This window comes from Pseudomonas tehranensis (assembly GCF_014268615.1).
Classification (GTDB): domain Bacteria; phylum Pseudomonadota; class Gammaproteobacteria; order Pseudomonadales; family Pseudomonadaceae; genus Aquipseudomonas; species Aquipseudomonas tehranensis.
The window spans coordinates 34272-53494 of sequence record NZ_JABWQV010000001.1 but is presented as its reverse complement, the minus strand read 5'-3'; the positions used below and the strand labels follow the sequence as shown (position 1 = coordinate 53494).

Below are 19223 nucleotides of genomic sequence, written 5' to 3'. Positions count from 1 at the left end.
CGACGCAATGTGTGTTCATCGGTCGTGGGGTGGTGCCTGCGGCGGCGCTCGTCATCCAGGTTATCCCAGCCATCTGCCACCGAGAATCCCTACGAGCGCGGCCCGCTCATGAGGGGTTCCGTATAGCGCAGTCGTGCCTACCACACCGCAATATGAGAATCCGCCCTCGGCTCGGTGCCGCCACACAGGACACCGCTGACCGGGTCGCGGAGGATGATCTGGCCTCGTCCGTAATCAGTCAGGTCACTGGCGATCTGCACTTCATGACCGCGCCGCGCCAAGGCATTGGCCAAGTCGCCGGAGGCACCCTGCTCGATGCCCACCTTCATCTCACCCAGCCACTGCCAGCGCGGAGCGTCCAGCGCCGCTTGCGGGTTCAGGCCGAAGTCCACCAGGTTCATCACCATCTGCACATGGCCCTGGGGCTGCATGTAGCCGCCCATCACGCCGAAAGGGCCAAGGGCCTGGCCATTCTGGGTGAGGAAGCCGGGGATAATGGTGTGAAATGTCTTCTTGCCCGGGACCAGGCAATTGGCGTGGCTCGGATCCAGGCTGAATTCCTGTCCGCGATTCTGCAAGGCAATCCCGCTGTCAGGCAGCACCACGCCGGAGCCAAATCCGTGGTAGTTGCTCTGGATGAACGAGACCATGTTGCCTTCCCCGTCAGCGGTCGCCAGGTACACCGTGCCGCTGGCGTGAGGGTCGCCGGGTGCGGGAGGTTGAGCCTGTTCTCCGATCTGGGCGCGACGACGCGTGCTGTAGTCATCGCTGAGCAGATCAGCCACCGCCACACGCATATGCGCCGGATCGGTGATGTAGTGCAAGCCATCGCTGTAGGCCAGCTTCATGGCCTCCAACTGGCGATGCCAGGTCTGCTGGCTGTCGCGGTGATCGAAGCTGAAGCCTTCGAGTATCTTCAGCGCCATCAAAGCCACCAGGCCCTGGCCGCTCGGCGGGATTTCCCAGACATCGACACCGCGGTAATTGACGTGGATCGGTGCCACCCATTGGGCGCGATAATCCTGCAGGTCCGTGGCGCGAAGGTAGCCGCCGCTGGCCCGGGAGTGGGCATCCAGGCGTTCGGCCAAGGCGCCGCGATACAGGCTTTCGCAGCGGGTGGCGGCCAGCTCTTCGAGGGTGCGGGCCTGGGCCGGGTTGCGGAAAATCTCCCCGGCCCGTGGCGCGCGACCGTCAATCAGAAAGGTCTGGAACCAGGCATCCAGGACCTGATCACGATGAGGCGTGAATTCGTTCAAAGCGATCTGCCATTGATAGGCAACCACCGGCGACAGCGCAAAACCGTCCCGCGCCAGGCTGATCGCTGGCTGCAGCAACACGGCAAAGGGCAGCTTGCCGAAGCGTTGCGACAACTCGGCCCAGGCCGACGGGCAACCCGGGACGGTCACCGGCGTCCAGCCATAGAGCGGCATCTGTTCATGGCCGGCCGCCTTGACCGCCTCGATGCTCAGGGACGCCGGTGCATGGCCGTTGCCGTTGAGGCCATGTAACTGGCCCTTGCACCAGACCAAGGCAAAAGCATCGCCGCCGATGCCGCACCCCGTGGGCTCCACCACCGTCAGCGCCGCCGCGGTGGCGATGGCGGCATCAATGGCATTGCCGCCCTTTTGCATGATCTCGATGCCCGCTTGGGCAGCCAAAGGCTGGGAAGCGGCGACCATGCCCCGGCGGGCAAAAACGCTCTGGCGTTGTGATGGGTAAGGGTACTCGTGAGCAGAAAATTTCAGCATGGCAAAGACTCTTCAACACAAGGATTCATTGGCGGGGCTCAATTGACGGGGCTCAGGGCGAACACTCTTGGAACGGTCATAACACGCGACTGAGAAAAGCCCGGGTTCGAGGGTGCGTGGGGTGACTGAAGATCTGCTCCGGCGGGCCTTGTTCGATAAGCTCACCTTGGTCCAGCACCACCACACGGTCAGCCACTTCCCGGGCAAAGCCCATTTCATGGGTGACCACCACCATGGTCATGCCCTCCTCTGCCAGCGCTTTCATCACTTGCAGCACCTCGCCAACGGTTTCCGGGTCGAGGGCGCTGGTGGGTTCGTCGAACAGCATGGCCTGGGGTTTCATCGCCAGGGCACGGGCAATCGCCACCCGTTGCTGTTGCCCGCCAGAGAGCATCGACGGGTAGTGGTTGGCCTTGTCCGCCAGGCCGACCCGCTCAAGCAACACGCGGGCCTGGTCCAGCGCTTCGGTGCGAGGTATCCCGAGCACCTGGATCGGCGCCTCGATGATGTTCTCCAGGGCCGTCATGTGGGGGAACAGGTTGAAACGCTGAAACACCATGCCGATGTCCCGGCGTTGGCGGGCGATGTTGCGCTCCGACTCACGCACCAGGCTGCCGTCCGCCCGCTCGCGATAGCCCATGGCCCGGCCATTGACGCGGATGCGCCCGCCCTGAATGTCTTCCAGCAGATTGATGCAGCGGATAAAGGTGGTCTTGCCCGAGCCGGAGGCACCGATCAGCACCACCACTTCGCCGCGCCGTACTTGCAGGGAAATACCTTTGAGGATCTGCAGGTTGCCAAAAGATTTGTGCACATCCAGCGCCTCGATGATCAGCTCTTCACTTTTGTGCGCCATGGTTAACGAGCCCTCAGCAAGTTCAGGGTGCTGCGACCGAACATCCGCGTCGACGCCGGCGGCGGTGACGAGGGCCGGTCCGATTGGCCGAAACGGGCTTCCAGCCAACGTTGGAAAAAGCCCCAGAGAGTGGTCAGCAAGAGGAAATAGATCGCCACCACCAGGTACAACTCGAACACCCGGAACGTCGCCGACGTGACCATCTGAGTACTGAGCAACAGTTCCTGTACGCCGATCACACTGACCAACGTGGTGTTCTTGAGCATCACGTTGAACTCGTTGCCCAGTGGCGGGACGATGACCCGGAACGCCTGGGGCAAGACAATGCGGCGCATCAGTTTGGCGAATGTCATGCCCAGGGAACGCCCGGCTTCGTACTGGCCCTTGTCCACCGCACCGATGCCGGCCCGGATGATCTCGGCCATATAAGCACCTTCGTTGAGCCCCAGAGCAATGATCGCCGCCTGGATATTGCCGGGAATCACCAGGCCGAACAGATCGATGTCTTCGAAGCGGAAAATCCCCCCTGCCGCCAGCGCTGTATAGAGAAAGACAATCTGCACCAGCAACGGCGTGCCGCGCATCAGCCACACATAAAAACGCACCGGCAAATGCAGCAACGGATTGCTCGACAACCGTAGCAACGCTGCGGCCAGTCCCAGGAAGCAACCCAGCAGCATCGCCAACACGCTGATCACGCAGGTCAGCCAGAGCCCGGTGAGGTAAACATCACTGGGCTGCAACAGGTACTGCCAAAACACATCCCAATTGAAGTTCATCGACGCTCACCTCAATCAAGAGTGTCACTGGCGACATGCCATTTGCTCAGTAGCTGGCTGTAGCTGCCATCACTGCGCATGTCGTTGATCACCTGCTGCACGGCGGCGGTCAGTTGCGCATCGTCCTTGCGGATGCCGAGGCCGGTGAGAATCCGGCTGAAGGCCGGCACCCCTTCCTCGAACAGATCGGGCGCCATGGCGGCGTAATAACCGGCGGTTTCCACCGTGGTGCCATAGGCGTCGACCTGGCTGATACGCAGGGCCTGGAAAGCATCGGTGTCGGTGTTGTAGACCACCAGCTTCATCGCCGGCTTGCCGGACTTGGCCAGGGTTTCGTTCTCGGCGTCTAGCAGGGTCTTGATGGTGGAACCGTTGAGCACCGCGACCTTGTGTCCGGAGAGGTCCGGCAGCGTCTTGAGGCCCTTCGGATTGCCCTTGGGCACGACCACCGCCTGGCTGGAATACATGTAGTTGACGATGTCGATCACCTCGCGGCGCTCGGGTTTGTCGAACAACTGGTCGACGATCATGTCGCACTGCTTGGCGAGCAACGCCGGGAGCAGTCCGGAAAAGGGAATCACCCGCCACTCGACTTTCTTGCCGCCCAGGCGCTCGGCGATCTCAAGGCCCAGGTCAACGGTCAAGCCCCTGGGTTTCTGCGCTTCATCGAAGGACACCAGGGGTGGCGAATCCATGCCTGAGCAATAGACGAGTTTTTCGACCTTGAGCAAGCGCTCCGGAACAACGGGCGCGGCAACCGCCCACTGAGCACAGAATCCCAAGGATAGGGCGGCAACCAACAGGCGAGGCTTATGCATGACCAGACACTCCAGTTCAGTTAGTAACGGGCAGTACTCAAAGTCAAAACAACGGCAGGCTCGGGGCCCGCTCTGGTTAATTTTTCGATTGCAGAAACTGGATCAACTCAGGAACAGTGCCTTCGATGTGCGCGCGCACCACGGCCTCGGCCTTATCGGCGTCGCCAGTACGAATCGCGTCGAGGATCACCGCGTGTTCCTGGCGCGCACTCAGGGGTTTTTCCACGTGCTCAAGCCATAGGCGCATGGGCGCCTCGATCAGGGAATAGAGGGCACTGATCTGCTTCAGCAACCGGGGACGACCGCTGAGGCTGCACAGGTATTCATGAAAGGCACGATGCCGGCTGACCCACTCGGCGCTTTCCTCGCGGTAATCGTCCATCTCGTCCAGCAGACGCTCCAAGGCAGCCAATTGGCGCTCGCCTATCCTGGCGACCGCGACACGGATCGCCAGCCCTTCGAGGACGCTGCGCATCTCGAAAACTTCGTGCAGTTCATCGATATCCAGACCACTGACAATGGCCCCGCGATTGGGCCTGAGGGTCACCAGGCCTTGGGCGTCCAAGCGACGAAACGCCTCGCGCACGGGCATCCGGCTCATACCGATCTCGCTGGCGATGTCCTCGGCGATCAGCCGGTCCCCCTTGCGCAATCGTCCGCCACAAATGGCGTTCAGCAGGAAGTTGTAAGCCTCCTCCTCGGCCGTCATCGGCGGGCGTTCAGCAAAAGTCGGAACGAATTGCATGGCGGCACCTTTTGAATTTTTGTATCCAATTATCCATAAATTCAAAAATAGCAGGATGCGTGCCAACAGCATTTGACAAGGCGCAAGTGATTGATTCAGGAGACATCCTCGCCGAACCCGGTTTCGGGACGTCGCTGAAAACGGACGAAAAGCGCACAAAAGTGCTACCAAAAGGCTCACGCCCTGCCCATTCATGTGCATAGCGGTAGCCAGGTAACACCGTAAGGATGTGGGAGACAAAAAAATGCTCCGGATCATTCGACACGGAGCATTTTCTGCGCGTGATGCAGGTTACTGGCGTTTCACACCGCCTGGTGCCCCAATGAGCGGAACCGCAATGGCGCCGTGGTGCGCAAGCGCGCCGCCAATATCACACCAATGAGGGCCGTCAGCGGGATGATCGAGCACAACACGATCGACAGCTCCTTGCTGGCACCGGTGAGTACATCGAAATGCATCAGCGCCATCAGCCAGATGCCGGCCAGCGCCAAGCCGGAAAAGGCTGGCAAGAACAGGCACCGCAACTTGCTGGTAGCCAGATGCGGATTGGCCCGGAAGTAGAAGATGACCGCGAGGGAGGTCATGGCCATCAACAGGATCAGGCACAGCGTTGCCAGGTTGGAAAACCAGGCGAACAGCTGCATCACCGGATCAGCGCCAAGCAGGGCAAAAACCGACACGATCAGCACGGCGATCAGGCTTTGCAGGCCGGAGCCCACGTGCGGGCTTTGATGGAGCAAGTGGGTGGTGCCCAGTTTCCGGGGAATCAGCCCGTCACGGCCAATGGCGAAGAAATACCGCGCGGCGGCATTGTGAAAGGCCAGCAAACCAGCGAACAGGCTCACCATGAATAACAGCCTGATCAGGTTGGTCAGGCCGCTGCCCACGTATTGATCCGAAAGCGCATACAGGAAAGTGGTCGGATCCGACATGGCCTGGAGGCGCGCAACGATCTCATCGCTGCCCGCACCAATGACCATGGCCCACACCGACAGGGTGTAGAAACCACCAATCAACAACACGGAGGCATAGGTGGCAATGGGAATGGTGCGCTTGGCGTCCTTGGCCTCTTCGCCATACAGGGTGGTGGCTTCGAAACCGATGAATGCCGCAAAGCAGAACAACAGCCCGATGGACGGATTGCCCTGGGTCACCTGCGTCGGCGTAAAGGCGCTGAAATCGACACCGTCGGCGCCGCCGTGGCCGATGATGACCACATCGAGAATCAACACCACGGCGTACTCGGCGATCACCACCACCGACAGCACCCGTGCGGACAGATCGATGTTGCGGTAGCCGAGAAAAGCGATCAGCCCCAAGGCCGCGAACGAACAGCTCCACCACGGCACTTGGACACCCAGCGCCGCTTCCAGGTTACCGGCGACCACGGCGCCGAACAGCCCATACATGCCGGCCTGCAGAATGTTGTAGGCCACGATCGCCAACACCCCGGCCGCGCCTCCCGCCAGGCCGCCGAGCCCCTGGGAAATGAAGGCGTAGAAGCCCCCGGCATGAACAACATGACGGGCCATGGTGGTGTAGCCTGCGGCGAAACACAGCAACACCAGCAAAGTGGCCAGCAATAGCGCCGGCATGCCGGCACCGTTGCCCAGCATGATACCGATGGGAAACCCTCCCGCCAGGACACTGAGCGGGCTGGCTGCAGACACAACGAAGAAGATGATCATGGCGGCACCCAGGGTGCCGCGGCGCAGTTCCGTGGCGGAACTGCCGCAGGTTGATACGCTCATTTTATTTACCTTGTTTTATGAGGGCAGTCGTTGCGGGAAAAGCCACCGTGACAGGCAAGGCAGGTGGCGAATTATTATTAGGTTCATCCATTGAACCGGATGTTAGGACGCCGTGCGCCGCGGCGGCTATCCCATATTGGCCTAGTTTGCGGGACCTGCCGCCGGCACGAGCGCCTCGTTCGGCTGGCCCGGCATTGCGCGCGGGTCAACAGGCCTTGGAGGCCTCGCACAGGCGGTGATAAGCCCGGTTGAAATACACCAGGCCTTCATCCGCGCCGCTCTGGCGAATGGTCTGGACTTCGCAATAGAAGATGCTGTGGGACCCGACCTCGTGCACCTGGGCGATACGGCAGTCAAAGTTGGCCAATGCCTCGAGCATGACCGGCGCACCGCTTTGCAGCGTGGTCCAGTCGGTGACCGCGAAGCGCTCATCCATCGTCAGCGCTCGATTGGCGAAGGCGCCGGACAGCTCGTGATGATTGCCGCATAAAATGTTGATGCAGATTGCGCCGTTGCGCTTGAAATGCTCGTTGGAATGCGATGAGCGGTTCATGCACACCAGCAGCGTTGGCGGCGAGTCGGTCACACTGCACACCGCAGAAGCGGTAAAGCCAAAACGACCCGCCTCACCATCGGTGGTAATGACCGACACAGCGCCACCGAGCATGGCCATTGCATTGCGGAAAGTGCTTACGTCTACCATGGTCGTTCCCCTCAGATATCCAGCACGAGTTTCTTGGATTTGGCGCGCGAACAGCACACTAGAATTTGATCGTTGCCGGCTTTTTCATCGTCCGTGAGGTACACATCACGATGATCCGGCTCGCCTTCGAGCACATCGCACAAGCACGTCCCGCAGACGCCTTGCTCGCAGGAAATCTCGATCTTGATGCCCACTTGCGCCAGCGCGGCGAGAATGCTCTGTCCTTCGGCAACCTGTACGGTCTTGCCACTGCGCGCGGCCACCACCTCGAAGCCGGCGCCGGAACCGTCCACCTCCACCTGGAAATACTCCTTGTGGATGTGCGTCTCGGCATACCCTTGTCTACGTGCGCCCTCGATCACCCAGTCCATGAATCCGCCAGGCCCGCAGGTGTACATGTGCACGCCGTCCTCTCCCTTGCCCAACACCTTGGCCAGGTCGAGTGCCTGCCCGGGACCTTCGTTGTCGAAGTGGGTGGACACATTCGCGGCGAACGGCGCACAGGCCAGCTCATCGAGAAACGCACTGCGGCTGCGCTCGCGCCCGCAGTAGTGAAGTTCAAAAGACTTGCCGGCCTGGTGCAGGGCATACGCCATGGCGATCATCGGCGTAACACCGATGCCCCCGCCCAGCAGGATCGAGTGCCGCGCCTGCGTGGCCAGCGGAAACAGGTTGCGTGGCGCGCTGATCTTCAATTCACAGCCTTCGAGCAGCGTGTCGTGCACACTGATCGACCCGCCACGGGAAGCCGGGTCCTTGAGTACACCCAGCCGATAGACGCTTGGATCGGCGGGATTGCCGCACAGCGAATACTGGCGTACCAGTCCCTGGCCCAGGTGAATATCGATGTGCGCCCCAGCGTCGAACACCGGCAGGGCGGCGCCGTCGCGACGACTCAGGTCCAGGACGACGACGCCGTCCCCTTGCAGCTCGCGCTTGCGCACGACTACGTCCAACAGTTCTTCATTCATGACCGTTATTCCAACGAGTTCGAGAAGACCGCCCGTGGCGGCCCGGTATCAGTCAACGCATGAACAGGCCGCCATTCACGTCCCAGGTCGCCCCGGTGGTGAAATAGGCTTCGGGGCGTGCCAACTGCACAATCAAGTCGCCCAGGAAATCCGCATCGCCCAAGCGTTGCACCGGGATATTGGCGAGCAGGCCTGGCAAGCGCTCCGCCGGCACCGCCGAGCGGACCGCCGCCGAATCGATGGGCCCCGGCGCGATGGCATTTACGGTGACGCCCTGCGCCGCGAATTCCTTGGCGAAAATCTTCGTCAGGGTGACGATGGCGCCCTTGCTGGCGGCATAGTGCGCACCGGTGGCGGTCCCGCCGTTCTGCCCCGCCAGGGAGGCCATGTTGATGATGCGACCGTAACCGGCCTCGGCCAGGTGCGCGCCCAGGACCTGGCAACTCAGGAACACGCTGCGCAGGTTCAGGCACACGACGGCGTCGAATTCCTCCGGGCTGATCTGCATCAGCGGCGTGGTCTTGGTGACGGCTGCGTTGTTGACCACGACATGCAAGCCGCCAAAATGCTCCAGTACCTGGACCAGTACGCGCTCGAAATCAGCCTTGTTGCCGACGTCCAATTGCAGCGCCAGGGTGGACTTGCCACCGGGGTCCAACTGCAGGGCACAGGCCTTGGCCGCCTGCAGCTCGATGTCGGTGATGACCACGGCGTAGCCCGCCCGCAGCAAGCTGGCGCAAAAATGTTGCCCCAACCCCTGCCCCGCGCCCGTCACCAATGCGATATGGCTCATGTCAGCCCCCCCTTAGAGGATGTAGCCGATACCGGCAAGGGCATCGTCACTGTTGATCAGACTGACCAGCTTGCGCTGGATCTTGAAGCTGCCATCGGCACGCACCAGCTCGTAGGTCAGGTCGGCGCTGTAGAACTTCAGGCTCTCCTTGCGGAATTCGCGCACGTTCTGCGCGCAACGTACGGTGACGGTCATGCCGTCATCGCGCAGCACCCGGAAGCGCGATTGCGTACGCACGGTACGCGGCTGCGGGCTGGTGGAGATCGACTCCCCGCCAATCAGGCGCTGCACGCGCAACTCGCGCATGTGGTGATCGTCGTAGGCGTAGTTGAGCGTGTTCTCGAAGTCGGTTTCCTTGGGGTTGATCGGGATGATGTAGGTGCCTTTTTCGGTCCACATCTTCAACCAGGTGTCGTATTCGCCGTGGTCCAGCATGTCGCCTTCCTGCCAGATGAAAGCGGTGACTTCTTGCAGCAATTGCAGGTTCATAAGGTTCTCCACAGGTCAGGCCGACATCATCTTTTTCCATTGCTGGTAACCGGCGCGCATGCCGGTTTCGGCACTCACGTCAGACACCCGCCCATCCTGGCTGGGCTGCTCGCCGGGCAGGCCACGGTTGAGCATGATCCACAGGTCTTCACCAGCATTGGCGCCCTTCTGGACGCGTTCCCAGGCTTCGGAGTCATCCGGCGTGCCAAAACCCATCGGCCCCTGGAAATGCTCATGCAGGCGCAAGCGGTAGCGGTTGGCCACGGCCGGTCCGCCGTCCATGGTGATCACCGAATGATGGATCTCGGTCTCGTTGACGGAGATCGGCTGTAACACCCGGAAAAACGCCATCGAGCAGGCGACGTTGGGAAACAGGTTCAGGTTGAAGCCGGTGCCGCCCACCGCACGCACGATCCGGCGCACCTGCTGTTCTTCGATGCCTTCGGCGCGCAGTTCGGCGGCCAGTGCTTCGAACCGCTCGGGGATCGGCCTGTCCAGGTCAGCCTCCAGGTCGATGAGATCGGGGATCATCACCATCACGCTGTGGCCGTTGCCCAGGTCCTCGACATAGCCAGGCCCTTTGACGAAATCGAACAGTTCCATGGTCTGTTCGTCCACCGACGACAGGAAGCTCTTGTGAACCAGTGGGAAGTGATAGGCGTCGGTGGTGTTTTCCAGCTGGATTTTCCAGTTGCCCGGGAAGCGGAAGCGATGTTCGCCCGGCACCTTGATGCCATAACCGGCACCTTGCTTCATGAACAGGTCCATCCATTTCTTCGCCGCGCCGAGGTAGTCCTCCAGCGGTTCGATGTCGTCTTTGAAGGTGGCGAAGATCATGCCCGCATAGCGCTCGGTTCGCAGGCTGACCAAAGGCAGCTCGGCCTTGTCGATGCAATCGGCGTAACTCTCTGGATGCGGGATGCCACGCAGCGAACCGTCCAGGGCGTAGCCCCAGCCGTGGTAAGGACACACGAAGCTGTTGGTCTTGCCCTTCTTGTGCTCGCACACCGTGGCACCGCGGTGACGGCAACGATTGAGCAGCACATGCACGTCCTTCTTGCGGTCGCGGACCACGATGACCGGCTGCTTGCCAATGTAGGTGGTCTTGTAGCTGCCGCTGTCTGGGATCTCACTTTCGTGGGCCACCCAGATCCAGGTGCTATAGAAGATTTTCTCGAGCTCGGCATCGAATAGCTGTGCATCGGTGTACATCGAGGTGTGCACACGATCAGCCTGCACCAGATCGGCAGGATCGATGGCAAGGTTTACGGCTGGAATCAACTGGGTCACGGTATCTCCTCGTCGGCGCAGGTGCCGACAGATCAATAGCGGGTCGCGTGGGCGCGACCCGGGCAGTCAAGGGCGCCTCGCGCCGCTCGCGGTCATTCGAAATACGCTCGCGAGCGTCAGGCGCGCTGGATGATCAGTTCGCGTCCAACCCGGGCTTCGACCTTGGCGTAGCGCCACAACTTGTAGAGGCCCTCGCCCACCGGCGTGCTGCGGAACAGGTTGCACGCCGCGTGCACCGTTTCGATATCCGGTACGTCGGCCAACAGGTAGGTGGTCCAGGGGAAGCCATCGGAAGGCCCGACCATGCTCTGGTCGTCGTCCATGTTGCCCAGCACCTTTACTCCGGCGAGGTCGTGAATGCCGTTCCACATGGCGCTGAACGCTGCCCACACTTGCAGTTGCTCGTCGCGGGGGGCGTCGAAAAAGTTCTGGTTGATACCCATGCAAAACAGCACGCGCAGCATTTTCTTATCACTCATTTTTTGTTCTCGACGGTTAGAGATAGCCAGGCAAAGGCTGTTTGCCGAAGAACATCGCCCCGGCGTTCTGATAGGTGATATCGCCCATGAAAGCGTGCTGGGTCACGACTTGAGCATCGTTGACACAGCGCGCCAGCGGGCTGTCGTTGTACACACCGCTCATGCCCGAAAGCATTTGCGCAGTGCGCGCCACATCAGCGGCAACACGGGTGGCATGGGTCGAAGACAGCCGCAGCAGATTGGTGATGGTCACGGGAACCGCATCGCCGGCCAGGACGAACGCCCAGGCCTGTTCGATGGCTTCGTAGAAGAAGGCGCGGGCCGCCCGCAGGTCGGCTTCGGCCTTGGCGATATCCACTTGGGCCAATGGCCGGTCGGCAATCGCGGGAGCTCCGGTCACCGATACCCGACCGCTGGCCATGTCGGCCAGCGCATCCAGCGCGGCGCGCGCCACGCCCAGGCCGACCACCGATAACACTTGGGTGGCGAATGACAGTGACGGGTAGCGAAAGAACGGTTCGTCCAGGTTCGGCAGGCCACCGCGCACGAAGGTCCATTCCTCGGCAACCAATACGTCCTCGGCCACCAGATCATGGCTGCCCGTGCCCAACAAGCCGACCGTGTCCCAGGTCTGCTCGATACGGATCGCACTGCGCGGCATCACAGCGATACGCGGCAGGCCGAATGTGTCGCCATTTTTTGGCGCGATGCCCACACCGACGATGTCGGCGCCCATCGAACCACTGGAATATTTCCAGCGACCGTTGACCCGGAAGCCACCCGCCACCGCCTCGGCCGGTTGCGGCGGGAAGATGCCACCGGCGAAGACCAGGTCCGGGCCATTGGCGTACACCTTGGCGATGCTTTCGATCGGCAGCGCAGCAAGGTAGACCGGGCTCATGCCGAAACTGGCCACCCAACCGGCGGAACCATCGGCCTGGGCAATGCGTTCGATCATCTGGCAAAAATCAGCGGGCGAACATTCCAAGCCACCGAAGCGTTTAGGCACCAGCGAGCGGTAGACGCCATGGTGTTTAAACGCGTCGATCACGTCCTGGGAAATATACCGTTGACGGTCAAACTCACCGGCGCGGGCACGCTTGCGGACATCGTCAAGCAGCGCATCGAAAGCGGGACCACTGGCAAGCGCGCTCGGGGCATCGACCGCTGAGGCATTTAGCGAATGCATACGTCTACTCCGTCATCAGGAACGGTATTGGGCTTGGCCTGGAATCAGGACCCGGGCTTGGGCGAAAAGGCTGGCAAATCGAATGGGCGCTGCTGGCGAAATCGAAGGCTCTTCATCTTGAAGGATCGCGGCGCAAGCAAAGCGAACGGACTGGATCGGCATGGTGATTACCTTTGTTTTTGTGGGGTGCCGCTGGGATAAATCTGGGCTGAATTACGTGAATTGTCAATTGATTAGTCATGCAATATCGTTCGATTATCGGACATCAAAAAAGCAGCAAATACTTTAAATTAAACACTCAAATAACTGTTTAATAAGTATTTTTTATATAATACGACCAGTCTCAACCACTGGTAGCACAACCAGAAAACACAAAAATTTATTGGTATTTTTTCAGCTAAATACCGACCTGCACCGACGTGAGTAAAACGTTGAAAGCCCGGCCGAAACGCGAACGGCCGAATGCATCGGCCACAGCTGCGGCGCGGGGTTTTCCAGTAGGCAGGCGCCATCGACAGCGCGCCCCGGACCGAACCGTGAAGGTCGGTCGAGGCGCTCAGTGAAGTGTCTGGCGAGGAAAGGATTGACGAATGGATCAGTGCGCTACTGCGCAGTGGATTGGGGCACTGGCAGGTCGGCGTCGCTGTTCCAGGCCTGCACCGGGCGACTGAACAGGTTCTCTGTCTGGAAATGCGCCATCCGCCACTGCCCGTCTTCCTGGGCGAATCGCACGGTCAGGCGCGCCGCATTGAGATGGGACGCACCGCTGTTGAACGTAGACGTCTGCAGCATGACCCAATGCCCCATGGCCGTGTCGTCCTGCACCTCGATCAACTCGCTGGTGAGAAAATGGACATTCAGGGCGAAGTGCGCCGGCGACTTCATGTACCCGGCGAACATTGCGGCAATCGATTCGCGCCCGCGGTAGCCACCCAAGCTCTTGGCGTACTTGGCGCCTTTGCCCTCCCACAGGGCTTCGCGGGTAAACAGAGCGGCCAATTCATCCAGCGGCGTCTGCGCGTCCAAGGCATCGCACAACACCATGTAGCGATTCATGCAGGCGCGTACGCAGGATTCGATCTCGAAGCGCCGCAGGCGTCGCTCCAAGGCTTCAATCGTTTTGGTTTCGCTCATCACCGCGCCACCGTGTCGTGCCTGGAATAAAGCCGTTCAAGCAGGCGACCGGCGATGGCCAGCAGTTGCTCATCGGCGCCTTTTGCCCCCACCAGTTGCAGGCCCACCGGCAAACCCTCGGCGCTGCCCAGCGGAATGCTCAACGCCGGGTGCCCGGAAAGATTGAAGGGCCGTACGAACGCCGTCATGCCCAACACTGCGCGGGTGTCGGTAGCATCGACCAGCGCCAGTGGAAAATCGGGCATAGTCGGCAGTACCAGCACGTCGACCTCACTCAATGCCTGGTCGACTTCAGCCGTGAACTGCGCCCGGACCTGCTCAGCCTGTGCCAGGGCCTGCGCCGTGGTGGTGCCGGCTGCAGTCAACCGCGCGGCGATATCGGCCCCCACCCGGCCCGTCTCCAACAAATGGCCACAGGCGTCGTAGGTTTCCCGATTGATGACCACCATCCCGGCCTCATAGGCGGCTTCAAGGCCGGTCAGCGTCATGGCTTGAGTGGGTAACCGGCTGTCAGCGACAGCGGCGTCGATAACCCGTTGCACCGATGCACTGGCAGGTACCTTCACCACACCCAGGCGTGGCGCGTCAGGCGCCGCCACCGGGACGAAAGTCGGGTCGATGGCTTGCATGGCGCTGACCAACATCGGCAGGCTCGCGGCAAACGGGCCCACACAATCGAGGCTGGTATGGGTTGGCATGACGCCGCGGCGGCTGACACGGCCGAAGGTCGGCTTGAAGCCGAACACCCCGCAGCAGCAGGCAGGAATACGCACTGAGCCCCCCGTGTCGGTGCCCAGGGAAAAATCCGCCAGGCCGGCGGCCACGGCAGCCGCCGAACCACTGGAAGACCCGCCTGGGATCCGGCCGGGATAACGTGGGTTGGGCGCCGTGCCTGTCCAGCGATTGATCCCGGTGGTGCCGAACGCCAGTTCATGCAGGCTGGTCTTGGCCACCAGACAACAGCCCTTGTCCAGCAGTGCCTGCACCACATCGGCGTGGGCGGTGGCGGGTGCTGCGTCAGCCAACGCCTGGCTCGATGCGCGGGTCACCAGGCCCGCCACGTCGATGGTGTCCTTCACCATCACGGTGGGCCCATTGCCCCCCAGGGAAAACTGCTCGATCACTATGGTCATGTCACGTCCACCTCTAGGCCGAATGCATTCATGGGCGCCTGATGCGCTTTTCTTTTTTTCACACTCACCGAAATTTACGTGAATTGTCAATTAATTTTAAGCCGATCCCATCGAGCTTTTTCCGTTCTCCCTGCCTACCGGAAACGTGCCAAAATCACGAGAAAAGTCTATGATTGCCGGCCGCTTCCGACATGAGCCCGTCATGAACCTTCCAAAAAAACACCCAGGCCGCTACGACCCCGGCAGCGAAGACTTCCACAAAGAAGATTTCCCGTTCTATTGGCTGGCAATGGTCCATGGCCGCTACAGCCAATACATGGAAAAAGCCCTGAAAAAAATCGGCCTGGATATCCCGCGCTGGCGGGTGTTGTTCATCCTCAAGGAGAACGGCCAGTCGAGTATTTCGGAGATCTCTACCCACGCCATTGCCAAGCTGTCGACCATCACCAAGACGGTCTATCGCATGAAGGAGGATGGCCTGGTCGATACCGCGCCCTGCGAGGAGGATGGTCGCGTCACGCAGGTACGGATCACCGAGGAAGGCCGCGCGGCCATCGAACGGATCCAGGTCGCGACCCGCGATGTGTTCAAGCGCAGCTTCACCGGCATGACCGAAGCCCAGATCCAGCGCCTGAACCGCATGCTGGAAACCGTGTTCGACAACCTGGGCGAGCCTTAGTCGTTCCGATAGTCGACGGCGACAGGCACTGTCAGGCACATCCAAGTTTCAGGCAGGCAGAAGCAAGCAGTCACGGATGCACACGGTTCTAATGCAAGGGCCTTTCGAGCGCGCCACGACCTGAGTCGGTCGGGTGCGACGAACCCTTCATTGGAGCGCTGCCATGCACATCACCTTACTGCCCTCGGTCGTTGCCTTCCTGGCCCGCGACCACTCCAACTTCATCGATGGTGCTGCACACATCAGCGTCGGCGAGCACCGCATCGCCGTGATCGATCCGGCCACTGGCGAAGCGGTAGCCCAACTGCGAGATGCCCAGGCCCACGACGTCGACCTTGCCGTCGACAGCGCCGTGAGCGCGTTCCAGAACGCTTGGGCCCGCGTCTCGCCGTACCAGCGGGGAATCGCGCTGAATCGCCTGGCAGACCTGATCGAGATCCACGGGGAAGAACTGGCCCAGCTGGAAACCGTGTGCTCCGGCAAGTCGATCAATCTCGCGCGCCATCTGGAAGTGGCCCAGAGCGCGGTGTTCCTGCGTTACTTCGCCGGCTGGGCCACCAAGATCGGCGGTCAGACCATGACGCCGTCGATTCCCTCGATCGAGGGCGAGCAGTACACCGCCTTCACGTTGCGCGAACCGGTGGGCGTCGTGGCCGCCATCGTGCCGTGGAATTTTTCCCTGATGATCGGTGTGTGGAAGTTGGGCGCCGCCCTGGTCACCGGCTGCACCGTGGTCATCAAGCCCAGCGAATATACGCCCCTGTCGCTGCTACGCCTGGCAGAACTGGCCATCGAGGCGGGCATCCCGGCCGGCGCCTTCAACGTTCTCAACGGACGCGGCCAAGTGGGCCAGCAGTTGATCGAGCATCCGTCTGTACGCAAGGTCTCGTTCACCGGTTCGGTGCCGACCGGTATCGCCGTGGGCAAGGCCGCCATGGCCGCCAACCTGACCCGCGCTACCCTGGAGCTGGGGGGCAAGAACGCCGCGGCGTTGCTGGCGGACGCCAATGTCGACGATGCGGTAGCACGCCTGCTGCAGTCGGCCTATGTGCACCAGGGGCAAGTCTGCGCATCGCCCGAACGACTGTATGTGCACCGCTCCATCGTCGAACAGGTGACACAAAAACTGGGCGCGGCCTTGTCACAGATGGTCATCGGTTCACCGTTGGATGAACAGGCCCAGTTCGGTCCGTTGGCCAACAAGGCGCACTACGACAAGATTCTGGGTTTCTTCCAGCGCGCCCAGCAGAACAACCAAGTGATCTACGGCGCCCGCGCTGTCGAGCGTGCCGGTTTTTATGTGGAGCCCACGCTGGTCCTGGCGACCGGCAAGGATGACCCGCTGCTGCACGAAGAGACCTTCGGCCCGGTGGTGTGCGTACTGCCCTTTGACGATGAGCAGGAACTGGTCGCGATGATCAACGACAGTCCGTTCGGGCTGACTGCCAGCATCTGGACCAACGACTTGTCCAAGGCCCTGCGGCTGATACCGCAAATCGAAGCCGGGACGGTCTGGGTCAACATGCACACCTTCCTCGACCCATCGGTGCCATTCGGAGGCACCAAGGCATCGGGAATCGGTCGTGAATTTGGCAGTGCATTCATCGACGACTATACCGAGCTCAAATCGGTGATGATCCGCTACTGACGGGACTCTGGCCTGAAGCGTGCAAGGTTTATTCGACCCTACGATTACTCAGATAATCACGTGAAAAGTGCATGTATTTACGCACTGTAGTGTGTACGGAGGTTGCATGATCGAACAAGCTGATACCCGCCTTCACACCTGGTCGCGCAAAGTCGAGGCGGTTTGCGGTGCGTTCACGGCTCGGTTTGCCCATGACAACGCCCTGTTCATCGGCGACATCGAGTTGCGTAATCTGGCCGGTACGGAGATCGCCCATATCCGCAGCAATGCCCGGTCCATCGTGCGCCATAAAGGCGCGAGCGACCGCGCCGAAGACCGCTTCTGCTTCCTGGTGTTGCAGCGCTCGGGGACCATGCAGGTGCGCCTGGACGATGAGAGGATCGAACTCTCCGAGGGCAACATGGCCTTGCTGGACTCTTCCCTGGACATCGAGATGCTGCCCAAGGGCTTGTTCCGCCACGTGTCCATCCACTTGCCACGGGAGAAGCTCAAGGCCGGCACGCGGTTTGGAAAGGTGTCGACCGATGGCATGAGCGGCCACCTGCTGCGGACATTGCTGCTGCAGGTCAGCTCGGGTGAACTCGATCACTGGGCGGACACCGAGGATGAGGGCGCCCTGGAAGACGCCCTGATTGCCCTGCTACGCCCCGCCCTGGGTCGCCAGCCGAACCTGGGCAGTAGCGATCCGCTGCGCTTGCAGGCAGAGCGCTTGCTGCGGGCACAGCTCGCTTCACCGCACCTCAATCCAGCGCGCCTGGCCGAGCAGATGGGCATTTCCAGTCGCCGACTGTATCGCCTGTTCGAAGGCGAGGCCGAGCCGGTTTGCAAATACATCCAGCGATTGCGCGTGGAAAAGGCCGCCCAGGCCCTGGGCGATCCAAACCGTGCGCACAGTTCGATCACCGACATTGCCTTCGAGTGTGGCTATCAGGATGCCGCGCACTTTTCCCGGGTATTTCGCCAGCAGTACCAACAGTCCCCGCGCAGTTATCGCAGCGCGCAGGGCCGCTGACTGGAGCACGATGGCCTGGGACTTGCTCTGGAATCCGAGCGTGAAAGAAGCCATGGGTGGAGCGCAAAGATCATGCAAACGCGAACCGAACGTTTTGACGACATACACCTGCATGCCTGTGCGATCACCGGTTGGCAGCAAACCTATGACCAACTGAGCAACGGCTGCGCCCACACCCTGCTCAGGTACATCAACGGCGAGCGCTTCCAGATTTTCCACGAAACCCTCGATAAGCGTGTAGTGCAACAAGGCACCGCGCCGGCGGGTCGACTGTGCCTGGCCATGCCGATGTCACTGAATGAACCGCTGTTGTTCCAAGGCAAGCGTCTCAATGCGCAATCCGTGTCGCTTCTTCACGGCGGCCAGGACTTTTCCGTGCAGGCGGCCCAAGGCATGGAGTTGCTGGCGATCACGGTAGCCAGCGACAGGTTCGGTTTTTTCGCCGAGCGCGAGTTTACCGAGAGCGGCCTGCGCAAGCTCGGCCGCATCACCCATCTGGCTTTGCCGCAACCCTCGTTGAACGCCATCCGCCAGCGCCTGTTGGCGCTCGTCGCCGCCGCCCAGGCCAATCCTTGCTTTCCAGAGAACGTGGTCGAGGATGCCACCCTGCAATCGATGCTGGACTTGTTCGAACAAGGCTGCGAACAGGATCGCACACGCTTGGGCAACCACACCGTCAGCGCCTACCTGGTCAGGCAGAGCCAGGAACTGGCCCTCGCCGATCACGAAACGCCGATCACGGTGCTGGATATCTGCGAGCAACTGAGAGTCAGCCGCCGCACGCTACAACGCAGCTTTCTCAGCGTAACCGGCATGCGTCCGGTGGAATACCTGCGGTCAGTCAGGCTCAATGCCGTGCGCCGACGACTGCACGCCACATCTGCCGACGACTTCACCATTGCCCGCGTGGCGAGTGATTTCGGCTTCACCCACCTGGGGCATTTCTGCAGCGCCTACAAGGCGCTGTTCGCCGAGCAGCCGTCAAAAACCCTGCGTTCGCAATAAT

General features: G+C 61.1%; 19 protein-coding genes. 4 read left to right on the top strand and 15 right to left on the bottom strand.

All coding sequences use genetic code 11. The features are described from left to right. Positions 1–137 precede the first annotated feature (137 nt). The 15 genes from HU811_RS00245 to HU811_RS00175 form a co-directional block, all read right to left on the bottom strand. Positions 138–1748, bottom strand: a complete 1611-nt coding sequence (locus HU811_RS00245) for a gamma-glutamyltransferase family protein (protein WP_186653076.1) — start codon at positions 1746–1748, stop codon at positions 138–140. A gap of 76 nt (positions 1749–1824) precedes the next feature. After that, positions 1825–2604, bottom strand: a complete 780-nt coding sequence (locus HU811_RS00240; protein WP_186653073.1) for an amino acid ABC transporter ATP-binding protein — start codon at positions 2602–2604, stop codon at positions 1825–1827. Between the two features lie 2 nt (positions 2605–2606). Next, positions 2607–3383 carry an amino acid ABC transporter permease gene (locus HU811_RS00235; RefSeq protein ID WP_047225541.1) on the bottom strand — a complete coding sequence of 259 codons (777 nt, stop codon included), beginning with the start codon at positions 3381–3383 and terminating at the stop codon, positions 2607–2609. An 11-nt stretch (positions 3384–3394) separates the two neighbouring features. Next, positions 3395–4201 (bottom strand): ABC transporter substrate-binding protein, encoded by an 807-nt coding sequence (locus HU811_RS00230; protein ID WP_092396453.1) that lies wholly within the window; start codon positions 4199–4201, stop codon positions 3395–3397. A gap of 76 nt (positions 4202–4277) precedes the next feature. Further along, on the bottom strand, positions 4278–4946 hold the full coding sequence (locus HU811_RS00225) for a GntR family transcriptional regulator (protein ID WP_186653070.1): 669 nt from the start codon (positions 4944–4946) through the stop codon (positions 4278–4280). 302 nt (positions 4947–5248) lie between these two features. After that, the gene (locus tag HU811_RS00220) at positions 5249–6697 is read right to left on the bottom strand and encodes an APC family permease (RefSeq protein ID WP_186653067.1); all 1449 of its coding nucleotides are present in this window, start codon (positions 6695–6697) and stop codon (positions 5249–5251) included. Positions 6698–6902: 205 nt separating this feature from the next. Further along, entirely contained in the window at positions 6903–7400 is a 498-nt protein-coding gene (locus HU811_RS00215) for a flavin reductase (protein ID WP_123417035.1), read from the bottom strand. Positions 7401–7411: 11 nt separating this feature from the next. Next, a complete protein-coding gene (locus tag HU811_RS00210) occupies positions 7412–8371 on the bottom strand; it encodes a PDR/VanB family oxidoreductase (RefSeq protein ID WP_186653064.1) in 960 nt (319 codons plus the stop codon). A 52-nt stretch (positions 8372–8423) separates the two neighbouring features. Continuing rightward, positions 8424–9164, bottom strand: a complete 741-nt coding sequence (locus tag HU811_RS00205) for an SDR family NAD(P)-dependent oxidoreductase (protein ID WP_186653061.1) — start codon at positions 9162–9164, stop codon at positions 8424–8426. Positions 9165–9176: 12 nt separating this feature from the next. After that, positions 9177–9653, bottom strand: a complete 477-nt coding sequence (locus tag HU811_RS00200; protein WP_092396441.1) for an aromatic-ring-hydroxylating dioxygenase subunit beta — start codon at positions 9651–9653, stop codon at positions 9177–9179. 15 nt (positions 9654–9668) lie between these two features. Next, on the bottom strand, positions 9669–10943 hold the full coding sequence (locus HU811_RS00195; protein ID WP_186653058.1) for an aromatic ring-hydroxylating oxygenase subunit alpha: 1275 nt from the start codon (positions 10941–10943) through the stop codon (positions 9669–9671). A 116-nt stretch (positions 10944–11059) separates the two neighbouring features. Further along, positions 11060–11422 (bottom strand): IacB protein, encoded by a 363-nt coding sequence (locus HU811_RS00190; RefSeq protein WP_092396437.1) that lies wholly within the window; start codon positions 11420–11422, stop codon positions 11060–11062. A gap of 16 nt (positions 11423–11438) precedes the next feature. Continuing rightward, the gene (gene iacA, locus HU811_RS00185; protein ID WP_186653055.1) at positions 11439–12611 is read right to left on the bottom strand and encodes an indole-3-acetate monooxygenase; all 1173 of its coding nucleotides are present in this window, start codon (positions 12609–12611) and stop codon (positions 11439–11441) included. 603 nt (positions 12612–13214) lie between these two features. After that, positions 13215–13745 carry a nuclear transport factor 2 family protein gene (locus tag HU811_RS00180; protein ID WP_092396433.1) on the bottom strand — a complete coding sequence of 177 codons (531 nt, stop codon included), beginning with the start codon at positions 13743–13745 and terminating at the stop codon, positions 13215–13217. Further along, a complete protein-coding gene (locus HU811_RS00175; protein ID WP_186653052.1) occupies positions 13745–14878 on the bottom strand; it encodes an amidase in 1134 nt (377 codons plus the stop codon). The genes HU811_RS00180 and HU811_RS00175 overlap by 1 nt, the downstream gene beginning before the upstream one ends. A gap of 202 nt (positions 14879–15080) precedes the next feature. Between HU811_RS00175 and HU811_RS00170 the strand changes: the two genes are divergently transcribed. The 4 genes from HU811_RS00170 to HU811_RS00155 all read left to right on the top strand — a co-directional run bounded on the left by HU811_RS00170 (position 15081) and on the right by HU811_RS00155 (position 19222). After that, on the top strand, positions 15081–15557 hold the full coding sequence (locus HU811_RS00170; RefSeq protein ID WP_186653049.1) for a MarR family winged helix-turn-helix transcriptional regulator: 477 nt from the start codon (positions 15081–15083) through the stop codon (positions 15555–15557). A gap of 163 nt (positions 15558–15720) precedes the next feature. Continuing rightward, positions 15721–17205 (top strand): aldehyde dehydrogenase family protein, encoded by a 1485-nt coding sequence (locus tag HU811_RS00165; protein WP_186653047.1) that lies wholly within the window; start codon positions 15721–15723, stop codon positions 17203–17205. Between the two features lie 106 nt (positions 17206–17311). Next, positions 17312–18217: a transcriptional regulator FeaR gene (gene feaR / locus HU811_RS00160; RefSeq protein ID WP_186653045.1), complete on the top strand. Its 906-nt coding sequence runs from the start codon at positions 17312–17314 to the stop codon at positions 18215–18217. 72 nt (positions 18218–18289) lie between these two features. Next, the gene (locus tag HU811_RS00155; protein ID WP_092396423.1) at positions 18290–19222 is read left to right on the top strand and encodes a helix-turn-helix domain-containing protein; all 933 of its coding nucleotides are present in this window, start codon (positions 18290–18292) and stop codon (positions 19220–19222) included. Position 19223: the final 1 nt, after the last annotated feature.

What these genes read in the sequence shown, in the direction of transcription:
- HU811_RS00235 (WP_047225541.1), bottom strand. Translation starts at nt 3,383, where the DNA reads ATGAACTTCAATTGGGATGTGTTTTGGCAGTACCTGTTGCAGCCCAGT.
- HU811_RS00230 (WP_092396453.1), bottom strand. Translation starts at nt 4,201, where the DNA reads ATGCATAAGCCTCGCCTGTTGGTTGCCGCCCTATCCTTGGGATTCTGT.
- HU811_RS00155 (WP_092396423.1), top strand. Translation starts at nt 18,290, where the DNA reads ATGCAAACGCGAACCGAACGTTTTGACGACATACACCTGCATGCCTGT.
- HU811_RS00205 (WP_186653061.1), bottom strand. Translation starts at nt 9,164, where the DNA reads ATGAGCCATATCGCATTGGTGACGGGCGCGGGGCAGGGGTTGGGGCAA.
- HU811_RS00170 (WP_186653049.1), top strand. Translation starts at nt 15,081, where the DNA reads ATGAACCTTCCAAAAAAACACCCAGGCCGCTACGACCCCGGCAGCGAA.
- HU811_RS00215 (WP_123417035.1), bottom strand. Translation starts at nt 7,400, where the DNA reads ATGGTAGACGTAAGCACTTTCCGCAATGCAATGGCCATGCTCGGTGGC.
- HU811_RS00190 (WP_092396437.1), bottom strand. Translation starts at nt 11,422, where the DNA reads ATGAGTGATAAGAAAATGCTGCGCGTGCTGTTTTGCATGGGTATCAAC.
- HU811_RS00175 (WP_186653052.1), bottom strand. Translation starts at nt 14,878, where the DNA reads ATGACCATAGTGATCGAGCAGTTTTCCCTGGGGGGCAATGGGCCCACC.
- HU811_RS00225 (WP_186653070.1), bottom strand. Translation starts at nt 4,946, where the DNA reads ATGCAATTCGTTCCGACTTTTGCTGAACGCCCGCCGATGACGGCCGAG.
- HU811_RS00240 (WP_186653073.1), bottom strand. Translation starts at nt 2,604, where the DNA reads ATGGCGCACAAAAGTGAAGAGCTGATCATCGAGGCGCTGGATGTGCAC.
- HU811_RS00210 (WP_186653064.1), bottom strand. Translation starts at nt 8,371, where the DNA reads ATGAATGAAGAACTGTTGGACGTAGTCGTGCGCAAGCGCGAGCTGCAA.
- HU811_RS00200 (WP_092396441.1), bottom strand. Translation starts at nt 9,653, where the DNA reads ATGAACCTGCAATTGCTGCAAGAAGTCACCGCTTTCATCTGGCAGGAA.
- feaR (WP_186653045.1), top strand. Translation starts at nt 17,312, where the DNA reads ATGATCGAACAAGCTGATACCCGCCTTCACACCTGGTCGCGCAAAGTC.
- HU811_RS00180 (WP_092396433.1), bottom strand. Translation starts at nt 13,745, where the DNA reads ATGAGCGAAACCAAAACGATTGAAGCCTTGGAGCGACGCCTGCGGCGC.
- HU811_RS00245 (WP_186653076.1), bottom strand. Translation starts at nt 1,748, where the DNA reads ATGCTGAAATTTTCTGCTCACGAGTACCCTTACCCATCACAACGCCAG.
- HU811_RS00220 (WP_186653067.1), bottom strand. Translation starts at nt 6,697, where the DNA reads ATGAGCGTATCAACCTGCGGCAGTTCCGCCACGGAACTGCGCCGCGGC.
- iacA (WP_186653055.1), bottom strand. Translation starts at nt 12,611, where the DNA reads ATGCATTCGCTAAATGCCTCAGCGGTCGATGCCCCGAGCGCGCTTGCC.
- HU811_RS00165 (WP_186653047.1), top strand. Translation starts at nt 15,721, where the DNA reads ATGCACATCACCTTACTGCCCTCGGTCGTTGCCTTCCTGGCCCGCGAC.